Below are 22226 nucleotides of genomic sequence, written 5' to 3'. Positions count from 1 at the left end.
CGGGCTTTACGCGATAAGCATCCCCGGCGCCAGCCGGATGCGGGCCCCGGATGCGGTAAGGGGGTCCGTCAGTCCTCGCCGGCGCCCGGGCCCGAGACCTGCTTGGCGCTGTAGGCCTGTTCGCCCAGACGCTTGAGCAGCGCCAGCTGGGTGTCGAGCCAGTCCTTGTGGCCTTCCTCGTCCAGCACGATCTTTTCAAAAAGCGTCCGGCTGCCGATATCGCCCACCTCGGCGGCGCGTTGTGCGGCCTTGCTGTAGACGTCGATCGCCTCCTGTTCGTCGGCGGCATCCATCTCGAACATTTGCTGCAGGGTTTCCGCGCGCACCGGCTGTTTCTGGAAGCGGATCTCGGGCGTGCCGCCAAGGAAGATGATCCGTTCCATGAAGAGGTCGGAATGGCCGATTTCCTCAAGCATCTCCTCGCGCATCTTGGCGGCGAGCAGGTCGAGTCCCCAGTCGTCGAGCACCTGCGCATGCAACTGGTACTGATGGCCCGCAGTCATCTCCATCTCGAGCGCGGTCTGAAGGTCCTTGATGGTCTGGTCATTGGACATGGGGTGCTCTCCTGTTGTGGATTTTTCCGAAGCGGGCTGCCGGTTCCGGTTCCGGGTCCCGCCATGGGGCTGATGTAAGAAGCATCGGAGAGATTTCATTTGCGCGGGTTGTCGCAGCCCGGAGGCGCGCTGGCCCGAAGCTCACGCTGGGTCGTCCTCGTCTTCCTCGGCGGGGGGATCGGCGGCGCGGACCAGCCGGTATGCCGCGAAGCGGTCGGTCGGATCGAGGGTCAGTGCCTTGTCGAGACAGGCCCATCCCCGCGTCATGTCGCCGAGCCGCATATGGCAATAGGCCAGGGCGATCAGCGCCTGCAGATAAAGCCCGGGCGCGGTCTCGGGGGCGCTGAAGGCCGCGTCGGCGGGGCCGACCGCGCGCCAGTCGGCGGGGATGTTCAGCCGCCGCGCGGTCTGGGCCAGGATCGCCTCGGCCTGGGGGATGGCCTCGGCGAAGCGGTGGGCGTAGAAATAGAACCGGTAGGCCCCGAGCCGGATATTGAGATCGTCGGGGGCCGCTTCCAGCGCCGCCTCGACCGCCCGGGCGGTGCCCTCCGGGTCGGATCTGGCCCCGGGGGCATTGGCGAGATGAGCGAAGGCCTCGCTTGCCCGGTCTTCCAGCCGCATGGCGCTCTCCTGTGCCGGTTCGCCTGGTCCAAGCCAAGCGCCATCCGCGCAGAAACGCAACCGCCGAGGCGGCGAGGGATTTGCCTGGCCGCGCCGGGTGGCGTAAAGCCGGGCGAAACGACCGATCCGGAGGCCCCGATGCGCAGCGTTTTGCCCGTTCCGATTGTCCGTCCCGCCGGGGGCGGGGGCGCTCCCGCCCGTCGGCGCCACTGCTGCGGCGCCTCCCGTTGGGCCCGGCAGCGCGGCGTGCCGCCGCGCTGCGCCCGCGCGGGGCGGAGGCCTGTGGCATGATCCTCGGCATCGGCACCGATCTGGCCAATATCGAGCGCATCGCCGCGACGCTGGAGCGATTCGGCGATCGGTTCCGGACCCGCGTCTTTACCGAGGCCGAGCAGGCCAAGGCCGAGCGCCGGGCCGATGCCGCGGGCACCTATGCCAAGCGCTGGGCCGCCAAGGAGGCCTGTTCGAAGGCGCTGGGCACCGGGCTGAGAATGGGGATTTCCTGGAAGGACATGGCGGTCACGAACCTGCAGACCGGACAGCCGGTGATGGCGCTGACCGGCTGGGCGGCCGAGCGGCTGGCCGAGATGACCCCGCCCGGGCATGAGGCCATCGTCCATGTCTCGCTGACCGACGATCACCCCTGGGCGCAGGCCTTCGTGGTGATCGAGGCGCGGCCCAAGGGCTAGTCGGGCCGCGCGGCCTTTGCCCCTCCCCGGATCGGCGGGCAGGGTGTCGGTCGCCTTGACAGGCCGGGCGGGCGCGCCCATGAAGCGGGGGCATTTCCAGCGCCGTCTCTCGGCGCGGCTACAAGGCAGGACCGGGCGAATGGCGAAGACGGATGAAAAGGCGGGCGGCGGTCTCTGGGAGACGGTCAAGACGATCTTCTGGGCGCTGCTGATCGCGGGCATCTTCCGGACGCTGTTCTTCCAGCCATTCTGGATTCCGTCGGGCAGCATGAAGGACACGCTGCTGATCGGCGACTTCCTCTTCGTCAACAAGATGGCCTATGGCTATTCGCGCTATTCCTGCCCGTTCGGGCTGTGCCCCTTCTCGGGCCGCATCATGGGCTCCGAACCCGAGCGCGGCGACGTGGTCGTCTTCCGCCACCCGGTCAGCAATTCGGATTACATCAAGCGGCTGATCGGCCTGCCGGGCGATACCGTGCAGATGCGCGAGGGCGTGCTTTACATCAACGGCGAGGCGGTCAAGGTCGAACCCGCCGGGATCTTCAAGGAGCCCTACGAAAAGCAGGGGCCGATGGGCTATTATCCGGAGTGCGAGAACGCGCCGGTCGGCATCGGCGGCACCTGCATGAAGGGCCGCTCGATCGAGACCCTGCCGAATGGCGTCAGCCATGACATACTGAACATCACCGACCGCGGCGCGCGCGACACGACGCCGGTCTATACCGTCCCCGAAGGCGAATATTTCGTCCTCGGTGACAACCGCGACAACAGCCGCGACAGCCGCTATGCCCAGGCCAACGGGGGCGTCGGCTTCGTGCCCGCCGAAAACCTGATCGGCCGGGCCGACAGGATCATGTTCTCGTCGGCCGGGCGGTCGCTGTTCTTCATCTGGACCTGGCGCCCCGACCGGTTCTTCAAGGCAATCGACTGACCGTGAAACTCGCCGCCGATCTGGTCGCCTTCTCGAAGCGGCTGGGCCATGACTTCGCCCGGCCCGAGCTTCTGCTGCGCGCCGTCACCCATTCCTCGCTGTCGAGCCCGACCCGCCCCGACAACCAGCGGCTGGAATTCCTGGGCGACCGGGTGCTGGGGCTGGTGATGGCCGAGGCGCTGCTGAAGGCCGACAGGGCCGCCTCGGAGGGCCAGCTGGCTCCGCGCTTCAACGCGCTGGTGCGCCGAGAGGCCTGTGCCGACGTGGCCCGCGAAATCGGGCTGGGCGATGTGCTGAAGCTCGGCCGGTCCGAGATGATGTCGGGCGGGCGGCGCAAGGAGGCGCTTCTGGCCGATGCGATGGAGGCGGTGATCGCCGCAGTCTATCGCGACGCCGGGTTCGAGATCGCGCGCGACGTGGTGCTCCGGCTCTGGGGCGCGCGGATCGATCAGGTCAAGCCGGATGCGCGCGATGCCAAGACCGCGCTGCAGGAATGGGCGCAGGCGCGCGGGCTGCAACCGCCGCTTTATGTCGAGATCGCCCGCGAAGGCCCCGACCATGCCCCGGTCTTCACCATCGCGGCACGGCTTGAAACCGGCGAAGAGGCCCGGGCCACCGCCGGAGCCAAGCGCCAGGCCGAACAGGCCGCCGCCTCGGCCCTGTTGAAAACCCTGGGAAACTAGCGAGGCGCGGGCCCGTCGGCGTCCGAACCGACGCGAGAGCGAAAGCGCCGCCCGGCCTGCGCAGAGCCGGGCGCGACAGTTTAGCCCCGTTCGGCCTGCATCCGCGCACGCATTCCGGCAATCGAGGCCTCGAGGCCCAGGAAGATCGCCTCGCCGATCAGGAAATGCCCGATGTTCAGCTCGCGGATCTCGGGCAGGGCGGCAATCGGAGCGACCGTATCATAGGTCAGCCCGTGGCCCGCATGGACCTCGAGCCCCAGAGCCTGCGCATGGGTCGCCATGGCCGCCAGACGCGCCAGTTCGGTGTCGCGGGCCTCGAACCGGCCCTCGTGATGCAGATCGCAATAGGCGCCGGTATGCAGCTCGACCACCGCCGCGCCGACCCGCGCCGCGGCCTCGACCTGGGCGGCATCGGCGCCGATGAACAGCGACACCCGGCAGCCCGCCTCGGCCAGCGGCGCGATGAATCGGGCCAGCCGTGCCTCGTCGCCGGCGACGTCGAGCCCGCCTTCGGTGGTGCGTTCCTCGCGCCGTTCGGGCACCAGGCAGACCGCATGCGGGCGGTGCCTCAGCGCGATGGCCTGCATCTCGTCGGTGGCCGCCATCTCGAGGTTCAGGGGCACCCGCAGCGCCGCCATCAGGCCGTCGATATCGGCGTCCGAGATATGCCGCCGGTCCTCGCGCAGATGCGCGGTGATGCCGTCCGCCCCGGCCGCCTCGGCCAGTTGCGCCGCCCGGACCGGGTCGGGATAGGCCGAGCCGCGGGCGTTTCGCACCGTGGCCACATGGTCGATGTTGACGCCTAGCCGAAGCGCGTTGCCGGTCGCTGCCATTATCGTTCCTCTCTTCTGGGCGCCGCGTGCTGGCCTGCGGTCTCGCGGGCAGGAGCGTCAGCCCCGGTCTTCCGACTTGACCGCGGCGGCCGCGCGCAGCTCGCTCAGTTTCTTCTTCAGCCGCCCGCGGCGGCGGTTCTGATAGGCAGTCAGCACCGGAACGCTCACATAGTACGAGATCAGCCCTGCGACCACGCCGAGGATGCAGCCGCCCACCATGTAGGGCAGGAACACCTCGTGATAGAAGGTCGACAGCCGCGCCCAGTGCGGCACCGCATCGGTGAAAAGCGCGATCAGGTTGCTTTTGAGATCGAGCGCGGCGCCGGTGAACTTGGCCACCAGTGTCTCGTCGACATTCTCGTCGAAGCGGGTGCCCAAGAGGAAATGCCCCAGCTTCAGCGACGCCACCCCGATCGGCACATAGGTCAGCGGATTGCCGACCAGTGTCGACAGGAGGCTGGCCAGGATGTTGCCCCGCATCGCCTTGGCCAGCACGGCGGCGATCACGAAGTGCAGGCCGTAGAACGGGGTGAAGGTCGCGAAGACGCCCGCAAAGATGCCGCGGCCGATCTTGTTCGGCGTGTCGGGCAGGCGGCGCAGGCGGTGCGAGATGTAATAGGCCGCCCGCCCCCATCCGCCGCGCGGATACACGCTGTCGAGCAGGATCTTGCCGACGCTTCGTCTGTCGCGGCGCTTGAATACCAAGCCTTGGGTCCTTTCCGGCGGGTGGCCCCTTACATCGCGCGTTCGGGGTTTCTGTATCTCTCTATCTCGGCCACGTCGCTTTCGGCCTCAAGGGCGGTCATCACGGTGTGAAGATGTTCGACGTCCCGCAGATCCACTTGAACCAGCAAGCGGTAAAAATCGGGCTTCTTGTCGACGAATTCGAGATCGGAAATATTGGCCTTCTGCTCGCCGATCAGGGTGCAGATCCGGCCCAGCACGCCGGCATCGTTGCGGATCGTCAGCAGGAAGCCCACGTTATGCACCGCCGGGTGCTTGCCCGAATGCCAGTGCAGATCGACCCAGCGGTCGGGCTGTTCCTCGAACTTCTCCAGCACCGGGCAGTCGATCGCATGCACGATCACCCCCCGGCCGCGATAGGTGATGCCGACGATCCTTTCGCCTGGGACCGGCTGGCAGCAGGGGGCGCGGGTGAAGGATTCGTCCGGGCTGAGGCCGATCACCGCGCGGGTTGCGTCGATCTCGTCGCCGGTGGTGTTGGCCAGCTCGGGGTACAGCGCCTCGACCACGTCCTGGGCGCGCAGCTCGGCCGATCCGAGCCGGGCCAGCAGCTCGGCCGAACTGGAGAGCCCGAAGGTCTTGGCCGCCGTCCGAAGCGCCTTGTCGGTGGCCTTCTTGCCCAGATGTTCGAAGGCGACCCGCGCCAGTTCGCGCCCCAGCTTGATATACCGTTCGCGGTCTTCCTCGCGCAGCGACTTGCGGATCGCGGCCTTGGCCCGGCCGGTCACGACAATGTCGATCCAGGTCGCCTGCGGGCGCTGGCCCTCGGCGGTGATGATCTCGACCGACTGGCCGTTCTTCAGCCGGGTCCAGAGCGGCACCCGGATGCCATCGACCTTGGCGCCGACGCAGCTGTCGCCGATCCGGGTATGGATCGCATAGGCGTAATCCAGCGGTGTCGCGCCCCGGGGCAGCTTGACCACATCGCCCTTGGGCGAGAAGCAGAACACCTGGTCGGAATACATCTCGAGCTTCACATGCTCGAGAAACTCGTCATGGTCCTCGGTCTCGAACCGCTCGGTCAGCGAGGCGAGCCACTTGGCCGGATCGACCGCGAAGGGGTTCGAGGCCCGGACGCCATCGCGATAGGACCAGTGCGCGGCCACACCGGATTCGGCCACCTCGTGCATCTGCCGGGTGCGGATCTGCACCTCGACCCGCTTGCCGTCGCGCCCCGACACGGTGGTCTGGATCGACCGGTAGCCGTTCGACTTGGGCTGGCTGATATAGTCCTTGAACCGCCCCGGCACCGCGCGCCAGCGCTGGTGGATCGCGCCCAGCACCCGGTAGCAGTCGCCCTCGGTCTGGGTAATGACGCGAAAGCCGTAGATGTCCGACAGCCGCGAGAAGCCCTGGCCCTTCTCTTCCATCTTGCGCCAGATCGAATAGGGCTTCTTGGCCCGTCCGAAGACATCGGCCTCGATCCCCTCGCGGTCCAGCTCCTTGCGGATGTCCTGGGTGATCTGCTGGATCACATCGCCGGATTCGCGCTGGAGCGTGATGAAGCGGCGGATGATCGAGTTGCGCGCCTCGGGGTTCAGCACCCGGAAGGCCAGGTCTTCGAGTTCCTCGCGCATCCACTGCATGCCCATCCGGCCGGCGAGCGGCGCATAGATGTCCATGGTCTCGTGGCTCTTGCGGACCTGCTTTTCCGGCGGCAGCGACTTGATCGTGCGCATGTTGTGCAGCCGGTCGGCCAGCTTGACGAGGATGACCCGCAGGTCCTTCGACATCGCCATGAACAGCTTGCGGAAGTTCTCGGCCTGCTTGGTCTCGTTCGAGGCCAGTTGCAGGTTGGTCAGCTTGGTCACGCCGTCGACCAGCTCGGCCACTTCGCGACCGAACAGGCGCTCGATCTCCGAGAAGGTCGACTTGGTGTCCTCGATGGTGTCATGCAGGAGCGCGGTGACGATGGCGGCATCGTCCAGCCGCTGTTCGGTCAGGATCGCGGCGACCGCGACCGGATGCATGAAATATTCCTCGCCCGACCGGCGCAGCTGGCCGGCATGCATCTCGCGCCCATAGGCATAGGCGCGGCGGATCAGGTCTTCGTCCGTGCGGGGGTTGTAGTTGTGGACCAGCGAGATCAGGTCTTCGACGTCGATCATCTGGTCGCCATCTTGAAGGGGGGCGCGCCGGATCGCCAAATCCGTCCGCGCCCCGGCCGTCCTACCTTTGACCCTGGGCTTCCATCAGCGCGCGCAGGAGCTTTTCTTCCGACATGTCGTCGTCCGACGGGCGGTCGGGTTCGCTGACCGCGCCGCTGCCCATCAGAAGCGCCATCGAATCCTCTTCGGGTTCGTCGACCTCGATCTGGGTCTGGTGCGCCTCGATCATCCGCTCGCGCAGATCGTCCGCCGACTGGGTTTCCTCGGCGATTTCGCGCAGCGCCACCACGGGGTTCTTGTCGTTGTCGCGGTCGACTGTGAGGCTCGCACCCGAAGCGACTTCGCGGGCGCGATGGGCGGCAAGCATCACCAGCTCGAACCGGTTCGGTACCTTGTCGACACAATCTTCGACCGTCACGCGGGCCATGGGTCTCTCCGCTCCATTGGAAAGTTGAAGCCCCTATCTATTGGGTTGGATAGGTCTTGACAAGGGCGGATACACCTGTCCAAGGCCCGGAAATCGGGGAAATCCGTCCGATTTCGGCCTGGGGCAGGGCGGCCAGCAGCTCTGCCGCGGTCCGGTCCAGCATCGGGTGACGCCAGTCCGGCGCGATTTCGGCGAGCGGCACCAGCACGAATCCGCGGTCCTGAATCCTCGGATGTGGCAGGATCGCCCGGTCCGGCACCTCGCGCGCCTGCGCCTCGGGCGCCAGCCCCATCCAGTGCGCCTGGGTGGCGGCATCGGGCCGCACCGCGCCGCCCAGATCGAGCAGATCGAGATCGAGCGTCCGCGGCGCCCAGCGGGTAAGGCGTTCGCGGCCGAACCGGGCCTCGATCTCGTGCAGCCGGGCCAGCAGGGCCTCCGCGTCAAGATCGGTCGCGATCTCTACAACTGCGTTCACGAAATCGGGTCCGGACCCTTCGGGCACGCTGGGCGTGTGGTAAAATTGGCTGATCCTTGCGACGTGCACCGATTCGCAGTCCAGCGCGACGAGGCTCGCGGCCAGGGTCGATTCGGGCGAACCCCCGCCGAAAGCGACATTGCCGCCGAGGGCAACCAGTCCTTTTGGCCGGGACTGGGTTGATTTTTCTGGTTGCGGCATAGGATGCTATCCTTACATGTTCATCGGCAGCCCGCAGGACTTCGTTTTTCAAGCACGCGCCTTACTACGTTCCACTCTCGGCGTTCGTCCGGCGGGCGCTGACCAGAAGGACCAACGATGTTTTACAGAGACGAGCGCTTGGCGCTATTCATTGATGGATCGAACCTTTATGCGGCCGCAAAGGCACTTGGCTTCGACATCGACTACAAGCTCCTGAGACAGGAATTCATGCGCCGCGGCAAATTGCTGCGGGCGTTCTACTACACCGCCCTGCTCGAGAACGACGACTACTCTCCGATCCGGCCGCTTGTCGACTGGCTGAACTACAACGGCTTCACCATGGTGACGAAGCCCGCGAAGGAATACACCGACAGCCAGGGCCGCCGGAAGGTCAAGGGCAACATGGATATCGAACTGACCGTCGATGCCATGGAGCTGGCCCCCCGGGTCGATCACATCGTCCTGTTTTCCGGCGATGGCGACTTCAAGCCGCTGATCGAGAGCCTGCAACGCCAGGGCGTCCGGGTCTCGGTGGTCTCGACCATCCGCAGCCAGCCCCCGATGATCGCCGACGAATTGCGTCGCCAGGCGGACAACTTCATCGAGCTGGACGAACTGAAAGAGGTGATCGGTCGCCCGCCGCGCGAACCCCGCCCCGAGCCCCGGTCGGAACTGGCCCAGAACGACTGACCCCTGACGGCTTGCGGAGCCCCGGTCTCGCCCCCCCCCCCTTCGAGACCCGGTTCCGTTCTCGCAGCGTGCTTGAAAGACGGGCGTCGCGTCTCATTTGAAGAGGCGATGCCCGTCACCACCATCACCCTTCAGCTTGTCACGCTTTTCGCCGCGGCCTTCGGGGCCGCGACGATCCTGCCATTCCAGTCCGAGGTGGTCTTTGTCGGGCTGCAGCTGGCCGGGCAGATCGGCATCGGCTGGCTGATCCTGGTGGCCAGCATCGGCAACGTGCTGGGCGCGGTGGTGAATTACGTGCTTGGCCGTGGCATCGAGAGGTTCCGCCACCGCCGCTGGTTTCCCGCCAGCGAGGCGCAGCTTGACCGTGCGCAACGCTGGTACGGGCGCTGGGGCGTCTGGACTTTGTTGCTGAGCTGGGCGCCCTTCGGCGATGCCTTCACAGTGGTCGCGGGCATGATGCGCACGCCGGTCTGGCTGTTCGTTCTGCTGGTCACGCTGGCCAAGACCGGGCGATATGCCGCGCTTGCCTGGGCCACCGCGGCGGCCTCTGGCTGAGCCCCGGACTTTACGTGCGCGCCTGCCGGGTTTACCTCTGACAGTCGAACAGGAGACAGAGCCCATGACCAAGCCCCCGCTGACTCTCTATCTTGCCGCCCCCCGAGGTTTCTGTGCCGGTGTCGACCGCGCGATCAAGATCGTCGAGGCCGCTCTCGAGAAATGGGGCGCTCCGGTCTATGTCCGCCACGAGATCGTCCACAACAAGTTCGTGGTCGACCGGCTTCGCGACATGGGCGCTGTCTTCGTCGAGGAACTGGACGACTGCCCGCCCGACCGGCCGGTAATCTTCTCGGCCCATGGCGTGCCGAAGGCGGTGCCCGCCGAGGCCGAGCGCCGCGCGATGGTCTATGTCGACGCGACCTGCCCGCTGGTGTCCAAGGTTCATCTCGAGGCCCAGCGCCATCACGAGAACGGCAAGCAGATGGTGATGATCGGCCATCGCGGCCATCCCGAGACCATCGGCACGATGGGCCAGCTGCCCGAGGGCGAGGTCCTGCTGATCGAGACCGCCGACGAGGTCGCGGGTCTCGAGGTGCGCGATCCCGACCAATTGGCCTTCATCACCCAGACGACGCTCTCGATCGACGACACCCAGGGCGTGGTCGCGGCGCTGAAGGCGCGGTTCCCGACTATCGAGGGGCCGCACAAGGAAGACATCTGCTATGCCACCACCAACCGCCAGGGCGCGGTCAAGACGGTGGCGCCGAAGGTGCAGGCCCTGCTGGTGGTCGGGGCACCGAACTCGTCGAATTCGCGCCGTCTGGTCGAGGTCGCCGCCAATGCGGGCTGCGATTATGCGCAACTGGTGCAGCGCGCCGCCGATATCGACTGGCGCGCGCTGGAAGGCGTGTCGTCCATCGGGCTGACCGCCGGGGCCTCGGCCCCCGACGTGCTGATCGAGGAAGTGGTCCAGGCCTTCCGCGACCGCTTCGACCTAACTGTCGAGGAGGTCGTCACCGCCGACGAGACCATCGAATTCCGCCTGCCCCGCATCGTGCGTGAGCTGGCCTGATGCTCTCGGCGCAGTTCCTGCTGACGGCGCTGGTCGTGGTTCTGGCCCCGGGCACCGGCGTCGTCTACACGCTGATGATGTCGCTGGGGCAGGGACGCCGCGCCACGCTGCCCGCTGCGCTGGGCTGTACCTTCGGCATCGTGCCGCATCTGGCGGCCGCCATGCTCGGCCTCGCGGCGCTTCTGCATTCCTCGGCGGTTCTCTTTCAGATCGTCAAGTTCGCGGGCGTCGCCTATCTGTTGTATCTGGCCTGGCAGGCCGTCCGGCAGGGCGGCGCGCTGCAGATCGGCGAACGGACCGGGCGCGACGGCTTTTTCCGGATCGCCCTGCGCGGTGCGCTGATCAACATCCTCAATCCCAAGCTCTCGATCTTCTTCCTCGCGCTGTTGCCGCCCTTCCTGTCGGGCAATCCGGCCACGGCAACCGCCGAGATGCTGAGCCTTGGCGGGGTCTTCATGGGCCTGACGCTGGCGGTTTTCCTCGGCTACGGGCTGTTCGCCGCCGCCGCCCGCGACCGGCTTCTGGCCAGCGCCCGCGCCATGGCCTGGATGAACCGGGGCTTTGCCGCCGTCTTCGCCGGGCTTGGCCTGAAACTGGCCTTCGAGAAAGCATGACCGACCTTCCCCGCGCGCCGCTTCTGCTGGGCCTGGCCGGGCTCGTGCCGCTTCTGTGGGGCACGCTCAGCGCGACCGTGCCGGGCCTTTTCGATATCGGTATCCAGACCGTCGGACCCCGCTTCATGGGGATCTACCTGCTGAACTTCTACGGCACGGTGATGCTGGTCTTCATGTCGGGCATTCTCTGGGGCTTTGCCAGCCGGGCCGACGGTCCCGTGGCAGGCCCGGCCTACGGGCTTTCGGCCCTGCCCGCGGTCTGGGCCTTCCTGATGGTGGGCGGCGGCCCCGAAAGCAGCCTTGTCGCGCTGATCGCGGGCTATCTGGGGCTCCTGCTGCTCGATTTCTTCTTCTGGAAGCTCGAGCTGGCGCCCGCCTGGTGGCTGCGGTTGCGCCTGCCGCTGGTCGCGGTCGCGGCGGGCTGCCTCGCGCTTCCTCTGCTGCTGTGACCGACGCCCGGACGCTGGCCGTCTACGCGGCCCGGGCCGAGGCCTATTCCGCGATCCATCACGGCCAGGTCGCGCAGGACCGGCTGGCGGCCTTCATCGCTCGGCTGCCCAAGGGCGGTGCCGCGCTCGATCTCGGCTGCGGGCCGGGCTGGGCGGCGGCCGAGATGGCGGCGGCGGGGCTTCGTGTCACCGCCCTTGACGCCTGCCCCGAAATGGCCGCCGCCGCGCGCGCCCGCTACGGGATCAAGGTCGAGGTCGCGGGCTTTGCAGACCTCGCGGCCGAGGCCGCCTTCGACGGGATCTGGGCCCATTTCAGCCTGCTGCACGCCCCGCGCGCGGCATTGCCGGCGCATCTGGCGGCCATTGCTCGCGCCCTGCGCCCGGGCGGGGTTTTCGCGGTCGCGATGAAACAGGGGCAGGGCGAGGCGCGCGACCGGATCGGGCGGCTTTACACCTATGTCGCCCCGGCCGACTTCCGCGGGGAGGTGACGCGGGCGGGCCTGACGGTCGAGGCCGAAGAGACCGAGCCCGGCACCGGTTTCGACGGCAGCCCTTTTGCCAGCCTTTATCTGCTGGCCCGCCGGGCCGCCTGATCTCGGGTCCGCGACGGGCGCCGATTGACCCCGCGCGCGCCGCGCCCTACACCCGCCGGACCAGGAAGGACAGGATCATGGCCGAGCTTTTCGCCTATACCGACGGCGCCTGCAGCGGAAACCCGGGACCGGGCGGCTGGGGCGTGCTTTTGCTGGCGCGCGAGGGCGACAGCGTGGTCAAGCAGCGCGAGCTTTCGGGCGGCGAGGCGGCCACCACCAACAACCGGATGGAGCTTCTGGCCGCGATCAGCGCGCTGGAAAGCCTGAGCCGCCCGTCGCAAATCACCGTCGTCACCGACAGCGCCTATGTGAAGAACGGCGTCACCGGCTGGATTCACGGCTGGAAGAAGAACGGCTGGAAGACGGCGGCGAAGAAACCCGTGAAGAATGTCGAGCTTTGGCAAAGGCTCGACGCGGCGCAGGCCCGCCACAAGGTGACCTGGACCTGGGTCAAGGGCCATGCCGGCCATCCCGAGAACGAGCGCGCCGACGAACTGGCCCGGGCGGGCATGGCCCCCTACAAGCGTTAGTCGGGCATGGCGCCCTCCTGGCGTTAGCGGGGATGCCGCCCTGCTGGCGTTTGGCGGCCGTGCGTCCCGGTCAGAGCGGGCTGGGCGCGAAGACGGCCTCGCCCATCACCGCCAGCCGCCCGTCCTCGCCGCGGATCCAGTAGCGGTCGCCCGCGCGGCACAGCTGCACCGTCTCGAAATCGAAGACCGGCGCATAGGCGCGCAGGCTGAAATGCCGGATCGTGCCATGGGCATTGGCCCTCAGCATCAGGAACTGGGCCAGAAGCTGGCCATGAACCACAAGACCCGGATAACCTTCGACCCGCTGGCAATAGTCGCGGTCGTAATGGATGCGGTGACCGTTCAGCGTCAGCGCCGAATAACGGAACAGCAGGGTGGGCGTGAAGGTCAGTTCGATCGCGTCATCCCAGACCTCGGGTGCCACAGGGGCGGGCGGGCGCGGCCGCGCTGGGTCGGGATCGGGCAGATAGACCAGATCCTCGTATTCGGTGACGCGCAGCATGCCCCCCTCGACGATGTCGTGGCGCAGCGTGACGAAGGCCAGCGGACCAGACCGGCCGGTCTTCAGCTGGACCTTCTCGATGGTCGACGTCTTCTGCGCCGGCAGGCCCTGGCGCAGCGGGCCGAAGAAGGTCAGCCGCCCGCCGGCCCACATCCGCCGCGGCAGGCCCAGATCGGGGATGAACCCGTCGCCGCCGATATGCGGATGACCGTCACGCCCAAGCTCTTCGGGGCGGTGCACGTCCCAGAAATAGACCTGGTGGAAATAGGGCGGCAGCGGGTCGTAATGTCCCGGTGGCTTGCCGTCGAGGCCGAGGGCAAGGAACAGTGCCACGATCCGGGTCGGATCGAGCACATCCGTGGCGACCTGCGACTTTCCAACGGCGTCTTCCATAAGCGGGACCCTAGCTTTTCAACAGTTTTCGCGCAACGCGCATGCGCGCCCGTGATTAATGCCCGACAGCTGGTGAAATTTCGGTTTTCAACGCCTGCATCAGGGCCTCGAGGGCCTTGAGGTTGATCTCGTTCGTCAACCGCCCCCCGGCGTCGAACTGGCCTGGGGCCTGACCGACCAGAACCTCGGGACCGGCCAGCACCCGCGCCCGGAACGGCACCAGGCACAGCCTGAGCGCGAATTGCGTCCGCTCGCCCCCGGCTCGGCCGCCCGTCGCCGAAACGATGGCTACGGGCTTGTCGGCCCAGGGATTGTCCTCGGTCCGGCTGACCCAGTCGAGCGCGTTCTTCAGAACGCCGCTGATGCTCTTGTTGTATTCGGGGCCCGCGATCACCACCGCGTCGGCCGCGGCGATCTGATCGGCAAGGCGCTGCACCTCGGGCGGAATGCCCGCCTCGTCCTGCAGATCCTGATCGAAGAGGGGCAGCCGCAGGTCGGCCTCGACGAACTCGGCCGGATCGAAGATCCGCGCCGCCTCGCGCAGCAGCATCCGGTTATACGACCCCTTGCGCAGCGCTCCGGCAATTCCAAGCAGCTTGTGGTCCGACATTTGTCCTCTCCATTTCGTTTCCGCTCGCAGCGGCGCGCCTTGCTCTTGCCGCAGGCTTGGCGCAGGCTTGGCGCAGGCTGCGCCCGATGGGGAGCGGAGGAAAGGGAAAAACATGCGGCGTCACGGCGGAAAGATCCTGGCCGACCAGCTGGCGATCCAGGGGGTGGAACGGGTGTTCTCGGTCCCGGGCGAAAGCTTTCTGGCGGCTCTCGACGGGCTTTACGATGTGGGCATTCCCAATGTGGTCTGCCGCCACGAGGGCGGCGCGGCGATGATGGCCGAGGCCCATGCCAAGCTGACCGGTCGGCCCGGCGTCTTGTTCGTCACGCGCGGGCCCGGGTCCTGCAACGCGGCCAGCGGGCTGCATGTCGCGCGGCAGGACTCGACGCCGATGGTGGTTTTCGTCGGCCAGATCGCGCGCAGCGACCGCGACCGCGAAGCCTTTCAGGAACTCGACTACCGGCGCTTCTTCGGGCCGCTGGTCAAGTGGGTGGCCGAGGTCGACGAGACCCGGCGGCTGCCGGAATACATCTCGCGCGCCTTCCATACGGCACAATCGGGGCGCCCGGGGCCGGTGGTGCTGGCCCTGCCCGAGGACATGCTGAGCGGCTTTGCCGAGGTGCCCGACATTCCGGCCCGGGTCTGGCCCGAGCCCGATCCGACCCCGGCGCAGGTCGCGGCGGTTCTCGCCGCCCTGGACGAGGCCCAGCGGCCGCTGGTCGTTGTCGGCGGGCCGCACTGGTCGGCGCAGGCGGCGGCCGATCTGGCGATCTTTGCCGAACGCCACGACCTGCCGGTCGCGGTCAGCTTCCGCCGTCAGGACCGGCTCGACAACCGCCACCCGAACTATGTCGGCGATCTGGGCGTCGGCATGAACCCGGTGCTGGGCCAGCGCCTGCGGGATGCCGATCTGGTGATCGCGCTGGGCACGCGGCTGGGCGATACCGCGACGGCGGGCTATTCGCTGATGGACCCGGCGATGCAGGACAAGCGCGTCGTGCATGTCCATCCCGACCCCGACGAGCTTGGCCGGGTCTGGCGCCCCGATCCGGGCATCGCGCTGAGCGCGCCGGATGTGGTCGCCGCGCTGGCGCGGGCGGGCGGGCCTTCGGCGCCGCCGCGCTGGTCAGCCTGGACCCGCGCCGCCCGCGCGGATTACGAGGCCTGGACCGCGCCGAAGCCGACGCCGGGCGCGGTGCGGATGGAAGAGGTCGTGACCCACCTGTCGGAGACCTTGCCGGAAACTGCGGTGCTGACCAATGGCGCGGGCAATTACGCGGCCTTCCTGCACCGCTATTTCCGCTATCGGGGGCCCGGCACCCAGCTGGCGCCGACTTCGGGCTCGATGGGCTACGGCTTTCCTGCGGCAATCGCGGCCAAGCTGGCGCGGCCCGACGCGCCGGTGGTCTGCCTCGCGGGCGACGGGTGTTTTCAGATGACCCTGAACGAGATGTCGACCGCCGTGCAGCATGGCGCGAATATCGTTGTGATCGTCGCCAATAACGGCCGCTACGGCACCATACGCATGCATCAGGAGCGGAAATATCCGGGCCGGGTCAGCGGCACCGATCTGGCCAATCCCGACTTCCCGGCGCTGGCCCGGGCCTATGGCGGCGACGGGGTGACGGTCACCGATCAGGCGGCCTTCCCCGAGGCGCTGGCGCAGGCGCTGGCGGCCGACCGCCCCTTCGTGATCGAGCTGCGGCTGGACCCCGAGGCCCTGGCCACCGGGCTGACCCTGTCCGAGGCGCGGGCGCTGGGCGAGGCGGCGAAGACTGGCTGAGCGGTCAGGCCGCCAAAGCCAGCTCCAGCGCGGCGGCGCAATGGATTTCGGTCGTGTCGAAGACCGGCAGCGGCGCGTTCGCGGGGTTCAGCAGCAGGCCCACTTCGGTGCAGCCGAGGATCACGCAATCGGCGCCGCGCTTGGCCAGCCGCCCGGCGATCTCGACATAACTCTGGCGGCTTTCCTCGCGCACCACGCCGACGCACAGCTCGTCATAGATGATGCGATGGGTCTCGGCCCGGTCTTCGGGGCCGGGCAGCATCGGCTCCAGCCCGGCGGCGCGCAGCCGGTCGGTGTAGAAGCTCTGCTCCATCGTATAGGCGGTCGCCATCAGCCCCGGCCGTTTCAGCCCTGCCGCGCTGATTTGATGCGCGGTCGCGTCGGCGATATGCAGGAACGGGATCGACACGCCGTCCAGCATCGACTCGACCAGCTTGTGCATGGTGTTGGTCGCCAGCATCAGGAAATCGGCGCCGCCAGCCTCCAGCGCCCGCGCCTCGCGGTTCAGCATCAGACCCGCCGCGTCCCAGTCGCCCGCCGCCTGCATTTCCTCGACCACGGCAAAGTCAAGCGACCGGATCAGCAGATCCGCCGAGTGCAATCCGCCCAGCCGCGCCCGTGCGCCCCGGTTCAGCACATCGTAATAAAGTGCCGTCGAGGCGGCCGACATGCCGCCCAGTATGCCGATGGTTTTCATCTGCCTGCTCCTTGGTCTTTTTTCGGCATGCTCGCGCCGGGTCCCGGTCCGCGCAAGGCGGCAGAGGGCAGTGACCCGCACAACCTGCAGGACTCCTGCCAACTGTGGCGCCAACCGCACGTTTACCTTGCGTAAACCATGTTCGGAAGACCTTCGGACATGGTCCGCCTCCACTGCCTTGCCCTGATTCTGACCGTTTCGGCCTGCGACTCGCCGGGGACCGAGTTCGCGGGCATTCCGCCTGTGCGGGTCGAGATCGACGGTTCGACCTTCGCGGTGCGCCGCAAGGGGGGCGAGGCGCAGGCGATTCGGCTCAACCGCGAATACCGCGCGGGCACGATGACCCGGGCGTTCCGCGCGATCGAGACCGGCACCGGCTGCGCGATCCGGCCCGATACGCTTCGCGGCGATCCGGCGGTGGCCTATGCCAGGCTGACCTGCTCCGGGTCCTGACACCACCGGGCCTAGCCCCTTTCGCCGCACGGCCCTTTGGGCTAGAGACAGGCCCGACCCGCGACCCCAGAAGGCTCATCCACGATGAAATTCACCCTGTCCTGGCTGAAGGAGCACCTCGAGACCGAGGCCACGCTCGACGAGATCCTCTATGCGCTGACCGACCTCGGGCTCGAGGTCGAGGGGGTCGAGAACCCGGCCAAGGCATTGCAGGACTTTACCATCGGCAAGGTCCTGAAGGCCGAACAGCACCCCGATGCCGACCGGCTTCGGGTCTGTCAGGTCGCGACCGGGCAGGGCGAGAAACAGATCGTCTGCGGCGCGCCCAATGCGCGCGAAGGCATCACCGTCGTGATCGCCCATCCGGGCATGTATATCCCGGGCATCGACACCACCATCCAGATCGGCAAGATCCGCGGCGTCGAAAGCCATGGCATGATGTGTTCGGAACGCGAGATGGAGCTGTCGGACGAACATGACGGCATCATCGAACTGCCCTCGGGCGAGGTCGGGCAGGGCTTTGTCGACTGGTTGGCGGCGAACGATCCGGCGAAGGTCGATCCGGTGATCGAGATCGCGATCACGCCCAACCGGCCCGATGCGCTGGGCATCCATGGTGTCGCCCGCGATCTGGCCGCGCGCGGCGTCGGGCGGCTGAAACCGGTCGAGGTCACGCCGGTTGCGGGCAGCTTCCCCTGTCCGGTTTCCGTGACCATCGACCCCGAAACCCAGGAACGCGCCTGCCCGGTCTTTTACGGCCGCGCGATCCGCGGCGTAAAGAACGGCCCTTCGCCGAAATGGCTGCAACAGCGGCTGAAGGCGATCGGGCTGCGGCCGATCTCGGCGCTGGTCGATATCACCAACTACTTCACCTATGACATGAACCGCCCGCTGCACGTCTTCGACATCGCGAAGCTCACGGGCGGGCTTCGCGTTCATGCCGCAGAGGGCGGCGAGGAGTTCCTCGCGCTCGACGGCAAGACCTATGTCATGGAGCCCGGCATGACCGTGATCTCGGACGCAACCGGCGTCGAGAGCCTCGGCGGCGTGATGGGCGGCGAGGCGACGGGCTGCACCGAAGAAACCGTCGATGTCTTCCTCGAGGCCGCCTATTTCGACCCGATCCGCACTGCCATGACCGGCCGTGCGCTCAAGATCAATTCGGATGCGCGCTACCGTTTCGAACGGGGCATCGACCCGGCCTGGACGCCGCTTGGCATCGAGGCCGCGACCCGGATGATCCTCGATCTTTGCGGCGGCGAGGCCTCCGATGTGGTGGCCGCGGGCGCCGTGCCGGACGTGGCGCGCGCCTACCGGCTCGATACCCACCGGGTCGAAAGCCTTGTCGGCATGGAAATCCCGGCCGAGACCCAGCGCGCCACGCTGACCGCACTTGGCTTTCGGATCAAGGGCGACATGGCGCATGTGCCGTCCTGGCGCCCCGATGTGCTGGGCGAGGCCGATCTGGTCGAGGAGGTGGCCCGCGTCGCCTCGCTGACGCAGCTGCAAGGCAAGCCGATGGCGCGGCCGCAGCCCGGCGTGCCGACCGCGATCCTGACGCCGATGCAGCGCCGCGCCTCGGCCGCGCGGCGGACCTGCGCGGCGCTGGGCTACAACGAATGCGTCACCTATTCCTTCGTCGACCGGGTCAGTGCAGCCCTGTTCGGCGGCGGCAGCGACGCGATGGCGCTGGACAACCCGATTTCCTCGGAAATGAGCCATATGCGGCCCGACCTGCTGCCGGGGTTGTTGCAGGCCGCGGCGCGGAACCAGGCACGCGGCTTTGCCGATCTGGCGCTGTTCGAGGTCGGCCCCGCCTTCCACGGCGCCGAGCCGGGCGAGCAGCATATCCAGGCCGCTGGCCTTCTGGTCGGCGCCTCGGCCCCGCGCGACCCCTATGGCTCGCGCCGGCCGGTCGATCTTTACGATGCCAAGGCCGATTGCGAGGCGGTGCTGGCCGCCATCGGCGCCCCCGCCAAGGCGCAGATCCTGCGCGAGGCGCCGGGCTGGTGGCATCCGGGCCGCTCGGGGCGTATCTGCCTCGGGCCCAAGAAGGTGCTCGCGACCTTCGGTGAGCTGCATCCGAAGGTGCTGGCCGAGATGAACGTGAAGGGCCCCGCGGTCGCCTTCACCGTCTTCGTCGAGGAACCGCCGATGCCGCGCCGCAAGGGGGCCACGCGCGACGCGCTGACAGTCTCTGACCTGCAGGCGGTCGAACGCGACTTCGCCTTCGTGCTGGATGCGGGCGTCGAGGCGATCAACGTGGTCAATGCCGCGGCCGGCGCCGACAAGGCGCTGATCGAAGAGGTCCGGGTCTTCGACGAGTTCGTCGGCGGCGCGCTGGGCGAGGGCAAGAAGTCGCTTGCGATCACCGTGCGGCTGCAACCGACCGACAAGACCCTGACCGAAAAGGACATCGAGGCGGTCGGCCAGAAGATCGTCGCCAAGGTCGAGAAGGCGACGGGCGGCACGCTTCGGCGCTAGGACGCGCAAGGGAGGACGAGGCGATGTTTCAGTCCCGCGAGGCGGCCGGGCGGCTGCTGGCCGAAAAGGTTCTGGCGGCGGCCCCGGAAAACCCCGTGGTGCTGGCCCTGCCGCGCGGCGGCGTGCCGGTCGCGGCCCCTGTGGCGGCGGCTCTGGGCTGTCCTCTCGATCTGACTTTCGTGCGCAAGATCGGGATGCCCGGCAATCCGGAACTGGCCGCGGGCGCGGTGGTCGACGGCGCCGCGCGCGAGGTCGTCTTCAACGCCGAGATCCTGGCCGCCGCGGGGCTGACCCAGACCGATCTCGCGCCCGAGGTCGAGGCCCGGCTGGCCGACATCGCCGAGGCGCGCCGCCGCATTCTGGGCGGCCGCACGCCCGAAAAGGTCTCGGGCCGGACAGCCATCGTCGTCGATGACGGGCTTGCGACCGGGGCCACGGCACGCGCGGCGCTGCGGGCGCTGCACAATCGTGGCCCGCTCGAGGTCTGGCTGGCGGTCCCGGTCGGTCCGCAGGAAACGGTCTGGAAGATGCGTGGCCTGACCGACCGGCTGATCTTTCTGGAAGCCCCCCGCGATTTCGTCGCGGTGGGCGCCCATTACGCCGATTTCACCCAGGTCGACGAGGCCGAGGTCGCCCGGCTTCTGCAGGACGCCGAAGCGCGGCGCTAGCGCCGCGCCGCCCGGCTCAGACGCTGAGCCCGCCCTGCAGCGTCGGCACGTCGAGCGCCGAGAAGCCGTAATGGCGAAGCCAGCGCAGGTCGCTGTCGAAGAAGGCGCGCAGGTCGGGAATGCCGTATTTCAGCATCGCCAGCCGGTCGATCCCCATGCCGAAGGCGAAGCCCTGCCACTGATCCGGGTCGATCCCCCCGGCCTTCAGGACCTTCGGATGCACCATGCCCGACCCGAGGATTTCCAGCCAGTCGTCGCCCTCGCCGATCTTCAGCGACCCGCCCGCCCAGGAACAGCGGATATCGACCTCGGCCGAGGGCTCGGTGAAGGGGAAATGCGAGGCGCGAAACCGCAGCTCGACCCCCTCGACCTCGAAGAAGGCGCGGCAGAATTCCTCCAGCACCCATTTCAGGTTGGCCATCGAGATGTCGCGGCCGATGGCCAGCCCCTCGACCTGATGGAACATCGGCGTGTGGGTCTGGTCGTAGTCGCAGCGATAGACCCGGCCCGGCGCGATCACCCGGATCGGCGCACCGGTTTCCTGCATCGCGCGGATCTGCACCGGCGAGGTATGGGTGCGCAGCACATGGGGCGGACGGTCGTCACCCTCGGCGCGGGACATGAAGAAGGTGTCATGTTCCTGCCGGGCGGGGTGTTCCGGCGGGATGTTCAGCGCGTCGAAATTGAACCAGTCGGATTCGATCTGCGGCCCTTCGGCGACCGAAAAGCCCATATCGGCGAAGATCGCGGTGATCTCGTCGGTGACCTGGCTCACCGGATGGATCGTGCCCTGCCGCCGGGGCCGCCCGGGCAGCGTCACATCCAGCCACTCGGCCCGAAGCCGTTCGTTCAGCGCGGCATCGGCCAGCGCGGCTTTCTTGGCCGCCAGCGCCGAATTGATCTCGTCCTTCAGCGCATTCAGCTTCGGGCCCATCTCCTGGCGCTCATCGGGAGTCATCTTGCCCAGCTCGCGCATCATCAGACTGACCTCGCCCTTCTTGCCGACGGCCTGCAGCCGCAGCTCTTCCAGCGCGGGCTCGTCCGCCGCGTCCGCAATCGCGCCGATATATTTCTGCCTGAGATCGTCCATGCGGGCCGCCCCTTCACATCCGTTCGGCGGCGTCGATAGCACAGCCCCTCGGGAAAGCAAATGCACCGCTCAGCCGGCGCGGGCCATGAGCCGCACCAGCCGCGCCCGCGCGGTCGGCAGCGGCCGGTCGCCCAGCGCGGGCGCCAGCCAGGTGCCAAGGAAATGGCCGGTCAGCCGCAAGCCGTCGGCAATATCGCCGTCCCGGACCGGCGCCTGCCCCAGGAGGCAGGGCGGCAGGGGCAACAGCCGGTCGGCCCAGTCGCCCGCGCCCGCCGTGCTGACCGCCCGTCCCGTCCGGGGCGAGACATAGACCAGATCGTCGCGATCCCCGGTCACCGCGCAGCGGCTCAGATCGAGACCGAACCCCGTCTCCTCCAGCAGAGCCAGTTCCCAGCGCAGATAGGCCAGCGGCCAGGGTCCGGCATCGCCCAGAAGATCGAGCAGTGCGACCGACCGCGCGTAAAGCCCCGGATGCGGCGCCCGTTCTGGCAAGGCGAAGGCCAGCAGTCCTGTCACCGCATCCAGCCCGGCCAGGGCCGTGGCATCGCCCAGCACATGGCCAAGCCGGCTTCGCAGCGGCTCGACCGTATAGGCGCCAAGATGATCCTCAAGCCGTGCCTTCCACACCGCCGCCAGCTGCGTTCCGGGCTGCAGCACCGGCGCCAGCCTGCGCCCCGTACCGCCCCGGACGACACCCAGATGGCGGCCGTGGACAGGCGTGAAAAGCTCGACGATGGCCGAGCTCTCGCCATGCGGACGCACGGAAAGAACTACGCCCTCGTCACGCCACTCGATCACCGCCTTACCCCCGCTTCGGTCTTCTTCTTGGCAGAA

General features: G+C 67.9%; 26 protein-coding genes. 14 read left to right on the top strand and 12 right to left on the bottom strand.

What is annotated here, in order from left to right:
- Positions 1-68 precede the first annotated feature (68 nt).
- Together C8N38_RS04420 and C8N38_RS04415 are read right to left on the bottom strand one after the other, a co-directional pair.
- A complete protein-coding gene (locus C8N38_RS04420) occupies positions 69-554 on the bottom strand; it encodes a bacterioferritin (RefSeq protein WP_108024309.1) in 486 nt (161 codons plus the stop codon).
- A 141-nt stretch (positions 555-695) separates the two neighbouring features.
- Entirely contained in the window at positions 696-1175 is a 480-nt protein-coding gene (locus tag C8N38_RS04415; RefSeq protein WP_108024306.1) for a hypothetical protein, read from the bottom strand.
- A 287-nt stretch (positions 1176-1462) separates the two neighbouring features.
- Between C8N38_RS04415 and acpS the strand changes: the two genes are divergently transcribed.
- From acpS to rnc, 3 genes are all read left to right on the top strand, one after another.
- Complete coding sequence (gene acpS / locus C8N38_RS04410; RefSeq protein WP_108024304.1) at positions 1463-1864, top strand: holo-ACP synthase; 402 nt, start codon at positions 1463-1465, stop codon at positions 1862-1864.
- A gap of 139 nt (positions 1865-2003) precedes the next feature.
- Positions 2004-2795: a signal peptidase I gene (lepB, locus tag C8N38_RS04405; RefSeq protein ID WP_108024302.1), complete on the top strand. Its 792-nt coding sequence runs from the start codon at positions 2004-2006 to the stop codon at positions 2793-2795.
- 2 nt (positions 2796-2797) lie between these two features.
- Positions 2798-3478, top strand: a complete 681-nt coding sequence (gene rnc / locus C8N38_RS04400) for a ribonuclease III (protein WP_108024300.1) — start codon at positions 2798-2800, stop codon at positions 3476-3478.
- An 80-nt stretch (positions 3479-3558) separates the two neighbouring features.
- On the opposite strand, the gene C8N38_RS04395 is transcribed toward rnc, so the two are convergent.
- From C8N38_RS04395 to folK, 5 genes are all read right to left on the bottom strand, one after another.
- Entirely contained in the window at positions 3559-4311 is a 753-nt protein-coding gene (locus C8N38_RS04395; protein ID WP_108024298.1) for a pyridoxine 5'-phosphate synthase, read from the bottom strand.
- A gap of 57 nt (positions 4312-4368) precedes the next feature.
- Entirely contained in the window at positions 4369-5016 is a 648-nt protein-coding gene (locus tag C8N38_RS04390; RefSeq protein WP_108024296.1) for a DUF2062 domain-containing protein, read from the bottom strand.
- A gap of 29 nt (positions 5017-5045) precedes the next feature.
- Positions 5046-7163, bottom strand: coding sequence for a RelA/SpoT family protein (locus C8N38_RS04385; RefSeq protein ID WP_075787693.1), 2118 nt, complete (start codon positions 7161-7163; stop codon positions 5046-5048).
- A gap of 61 nt (positions 7164-7224) precedes the next feature.
- Positions 7225-7590: a DNA-directed RNA polymerase subunit omega gene (rpoZ, locus tag C8N38_RS04380; RefSeq protein ID WP_108024294.1), complete on the bottom strand. Its 366-nt coding sequence runs from the start codon at positions 7588-7590 to the stop codon at positions 7225-7227.
- A 37-nt stretch (positions 7591-7627) separates the two neighbouring features.
- Positions 7628-8266, bottom strand: a complete 639-nt coding sequence (gene folK, locus C8N38_RS04375) for a 2-amino-4-hydroxy-6-hydroxymethyldihydropteridine diphosphokinase (protein WP_108024293.1) — start codon at positions 8264-8266, stop codon at positions 7628-7630.
- A gap of 117 nt (positions 8267-8383) precedes the next feature.
- On the opposite strand from folK, the gene C8N38_RS04370 reads away from it, so the two are divergent.
- The 7 genes from C8N38_RS04370 to rnhA all read left to right on the top strand — a co-directional run bounded on the left by C8N38_RS04370 (position 8384) and on the right by rnhA (position 12712).
- Positions 8384-8956, top strand: a complete 573-nt coding sequence (locus tag C8N38_RS04370) for a LabA-like NYN domain-containing protein (protein ID WP_108024291.1) — start codon at positions 8384-8386, stop codon at positions 8954-8956.
- A gap of 108 nt (positions 8957-9064) precedes the next feature.
- Positions 9065-9511, top strand: coding sequence for a YqaA family protein (locus C8N38_RS04365; RefSeq protein WP_108024289.1), 447 nt, complete (start codon positions 9065-9067; stop codon positions 9509-9511).
- Between the two features lie 64 nt (positions 9512-9575).
- Positions 9576-10526, top strand: a complete 951-nt coding sequence (gene ispH, locus C8N38_RS04360) for a 4-hydroxy-3-methylbut-2-enyl diphosphate reductase (protein ID WP_108024288.1) — start codon at positions 9576-9578, stop codon at positions 10524-10526.
- A complete protein-coding gene (locus C8N38_RS04355; RefSeq protein ID WP_108024286.1) occupies positions 10526-11140 on the top strand; it encodes a LysE family translocator in 615 nt (204 codons plus the stop codon). Before ispH ends, C8N38_RS04355 begins: the two co-directional genes overlap by 1 nt.
- On the top strand, positions 11137-11589 hold the full coding sequence (locus C8N38_RS04350; RefSeq protein WP_108024284.1) for a DUF3429 domain-containing protein: 453 nt from the start codon (positions 11137-11139) through the stop codon (positions 11587-11589). The genes C8N38_RS04355 and C8N38_RS04350 overlap by 4 nt, the downstream gene beginning before the upstream one ends.
- Entirely contained in the window at positions 11586-12182 is a 597-nt protein-coding gene (locus C8N38_RS04345) for a class I SAM-dependent methyltransferase (protein WP_245895508.1), read from the top strand. The genes C8N38_RS04350 and C8N38_RS04345 overlap by 4 nt, the downstream gene beginning before the upstream one ends.
- A 77-nt stretch (positions 12183-12259) precedes the next feature.
- On the top strand, positions 12260-12712 hold the full coding sequence (rnhA, locus tag C8N38_RS04340; protein WP_108024282.1) for a ribonuclease HI: 453 nt from the start codon (positions 12260-12262) through the stop codon (positions 12710-12712).
- Positions 12713-12782: 70 nt separating this feature from the next.
- Here rnhA and C8N38_RS04335 read toward each other — a convergent pair whose 3' ends face one another.
- A complete protein-coding gene (locus C8N38_RS04335) occupies positions 12783-13607 on the bottom strand; it encodes an HTD2 family dehydratase (RefSeq protein WP_108024280.1) in 825 nt (274 codons plus the stop codon).
- Between the two features lie 55 nt (positions 13608-13662).
- On the bottom strand, positions 13663-14217 hold the full coding sequence (locus tag C8N38_RS04330; RefSeq protein ID WP_108024278.1) for an NADPH-dependent FMN reductase: 555 nt from the start codon (positions 14215-14217) through the stop codon (positions 13663-13665).
- A 112-nt stretch (positions 14218-14329) separates the two neighbouring features.
- Between C8N38_RS04330 and C8N38_RS04325 the strand changes: the two genes are divergently transcribed.
- The gene (locus tag C8N38_RS04325; RefSeq protein ID WP_108024276.1) at positions 14330-16000 is read left to right on the top strand and encodes a thiamine pyrophosphate-binding protein; all 1671 of its coding nucleotides are present in this window, start codon (positions 14330-14332) and stop codon (positions 15998-16000) included.
- 4 nt (positions 16001-16004) lie between these two features.
- Here C8N38_RS04325 and C8N38_RS04320 read toward each other — a convergent pair whose 3' ends face one another.
- Positions 16005-16697: an aspartate/glutamate racemase family protein gene (locus tag C8N38_RS04320; RefSeq protein WP_108024274.1), complete on the bottom strand. Its 693-nt coding sequence runs from the start codon at positions 16695-16697 to the stop codon at positions 16005-16007.
- A gap of 159 nt (positions 16698-16856) precedes the next feature.
- On the opposite strand from C8N38_RS04320, the gene C8N38_RS04315 reads away from it, so the two are divergent.
- From C8N38_RS04315 to C8N38_RS04305, 3 genes are all read left to right on the top strand, one after another.
- On the top strand, positions 16857-17150 hold the full coding sequence (locus C8N38_RS04315) for a hypothetical protein (RefSeq protein ID WP_108024272.1): 294 nt from the start codon (positions 16857-16859) through the stop codon (positions 17148-17150).
- Positions 17151-17234: 84 nt separating this feature from the next.
- On the top strand, positions 17235-19634 hold the full coding sequence (gene pheT, locus C8N38_RS04310; protein ID WP_108024270.1) for a phenylalanine--tRNA ligase subunit beta: 2400 nt from the start codon (positions 17235-17237) through the stop codon (positions 19632-19634).
- Between the two features lie 23 nt (positions 19635-19657).
- The gene (locus C8N38_RS04305) at positions 19658-20302 is read left to right on the top strand and encodes a phosphoribosyltransferase (RefSeq protein WP_108024268.1); all 645 of its coding nucleotides are present in this window, start codon (positions 19658-19660) and stop codon (positions 20300-20302) included.
- Between the two features lie 16 nt (positions 20303-20318).
- Here C8N38_RS04305 and pheS read toward each other — a convergent pair whose 3' ends face one another.
- The gene (gene pheS / locus C8N38_RS04300) at positions 20319-21392 is read right to left on the bottom strand and encodes a phenylalanine--tRNA ligase subunit alpha (RefSeq protein WP_108024266.1); all 1074 of its coding nucleotides are present in this window, start codon (positions 21390-21392) and stop codon (positions 20319-20321) included.
- Positions 21393-21461: 69 nt separating this feature from the next.
- The gene (gene recO, locus C8N38_RS04295; protein ID WP_108024464.1) at positions 21462-22187 is read right to left on the bottom strand and encodes a DNA repair protein RecO; all 726 of its coding nucleotides are present in this window, start codon (positions 22185-22187) and stop codon (positions 21462-21464) included.
- Between the last annotated feature and the right edge of the window lie 39 nt (positions 22188-22226).

It is taken from the genome of Rhodovulum kholense, assembly GCF_003053725.1.
In the GTDB taxonomy this organism is placed as follows: Bacteria; Pseudomonadota; Alphaproteobacteria; order Rhodobacterales; family Rhodobacteraceae; genus Rhodovulum; species Rhodovulum kholense.
The sequence above is the reverse complement of the archived record's forward strand: the minus strand, read 5'-3'. Positions and strand labels throughout refer to the sequence as shown.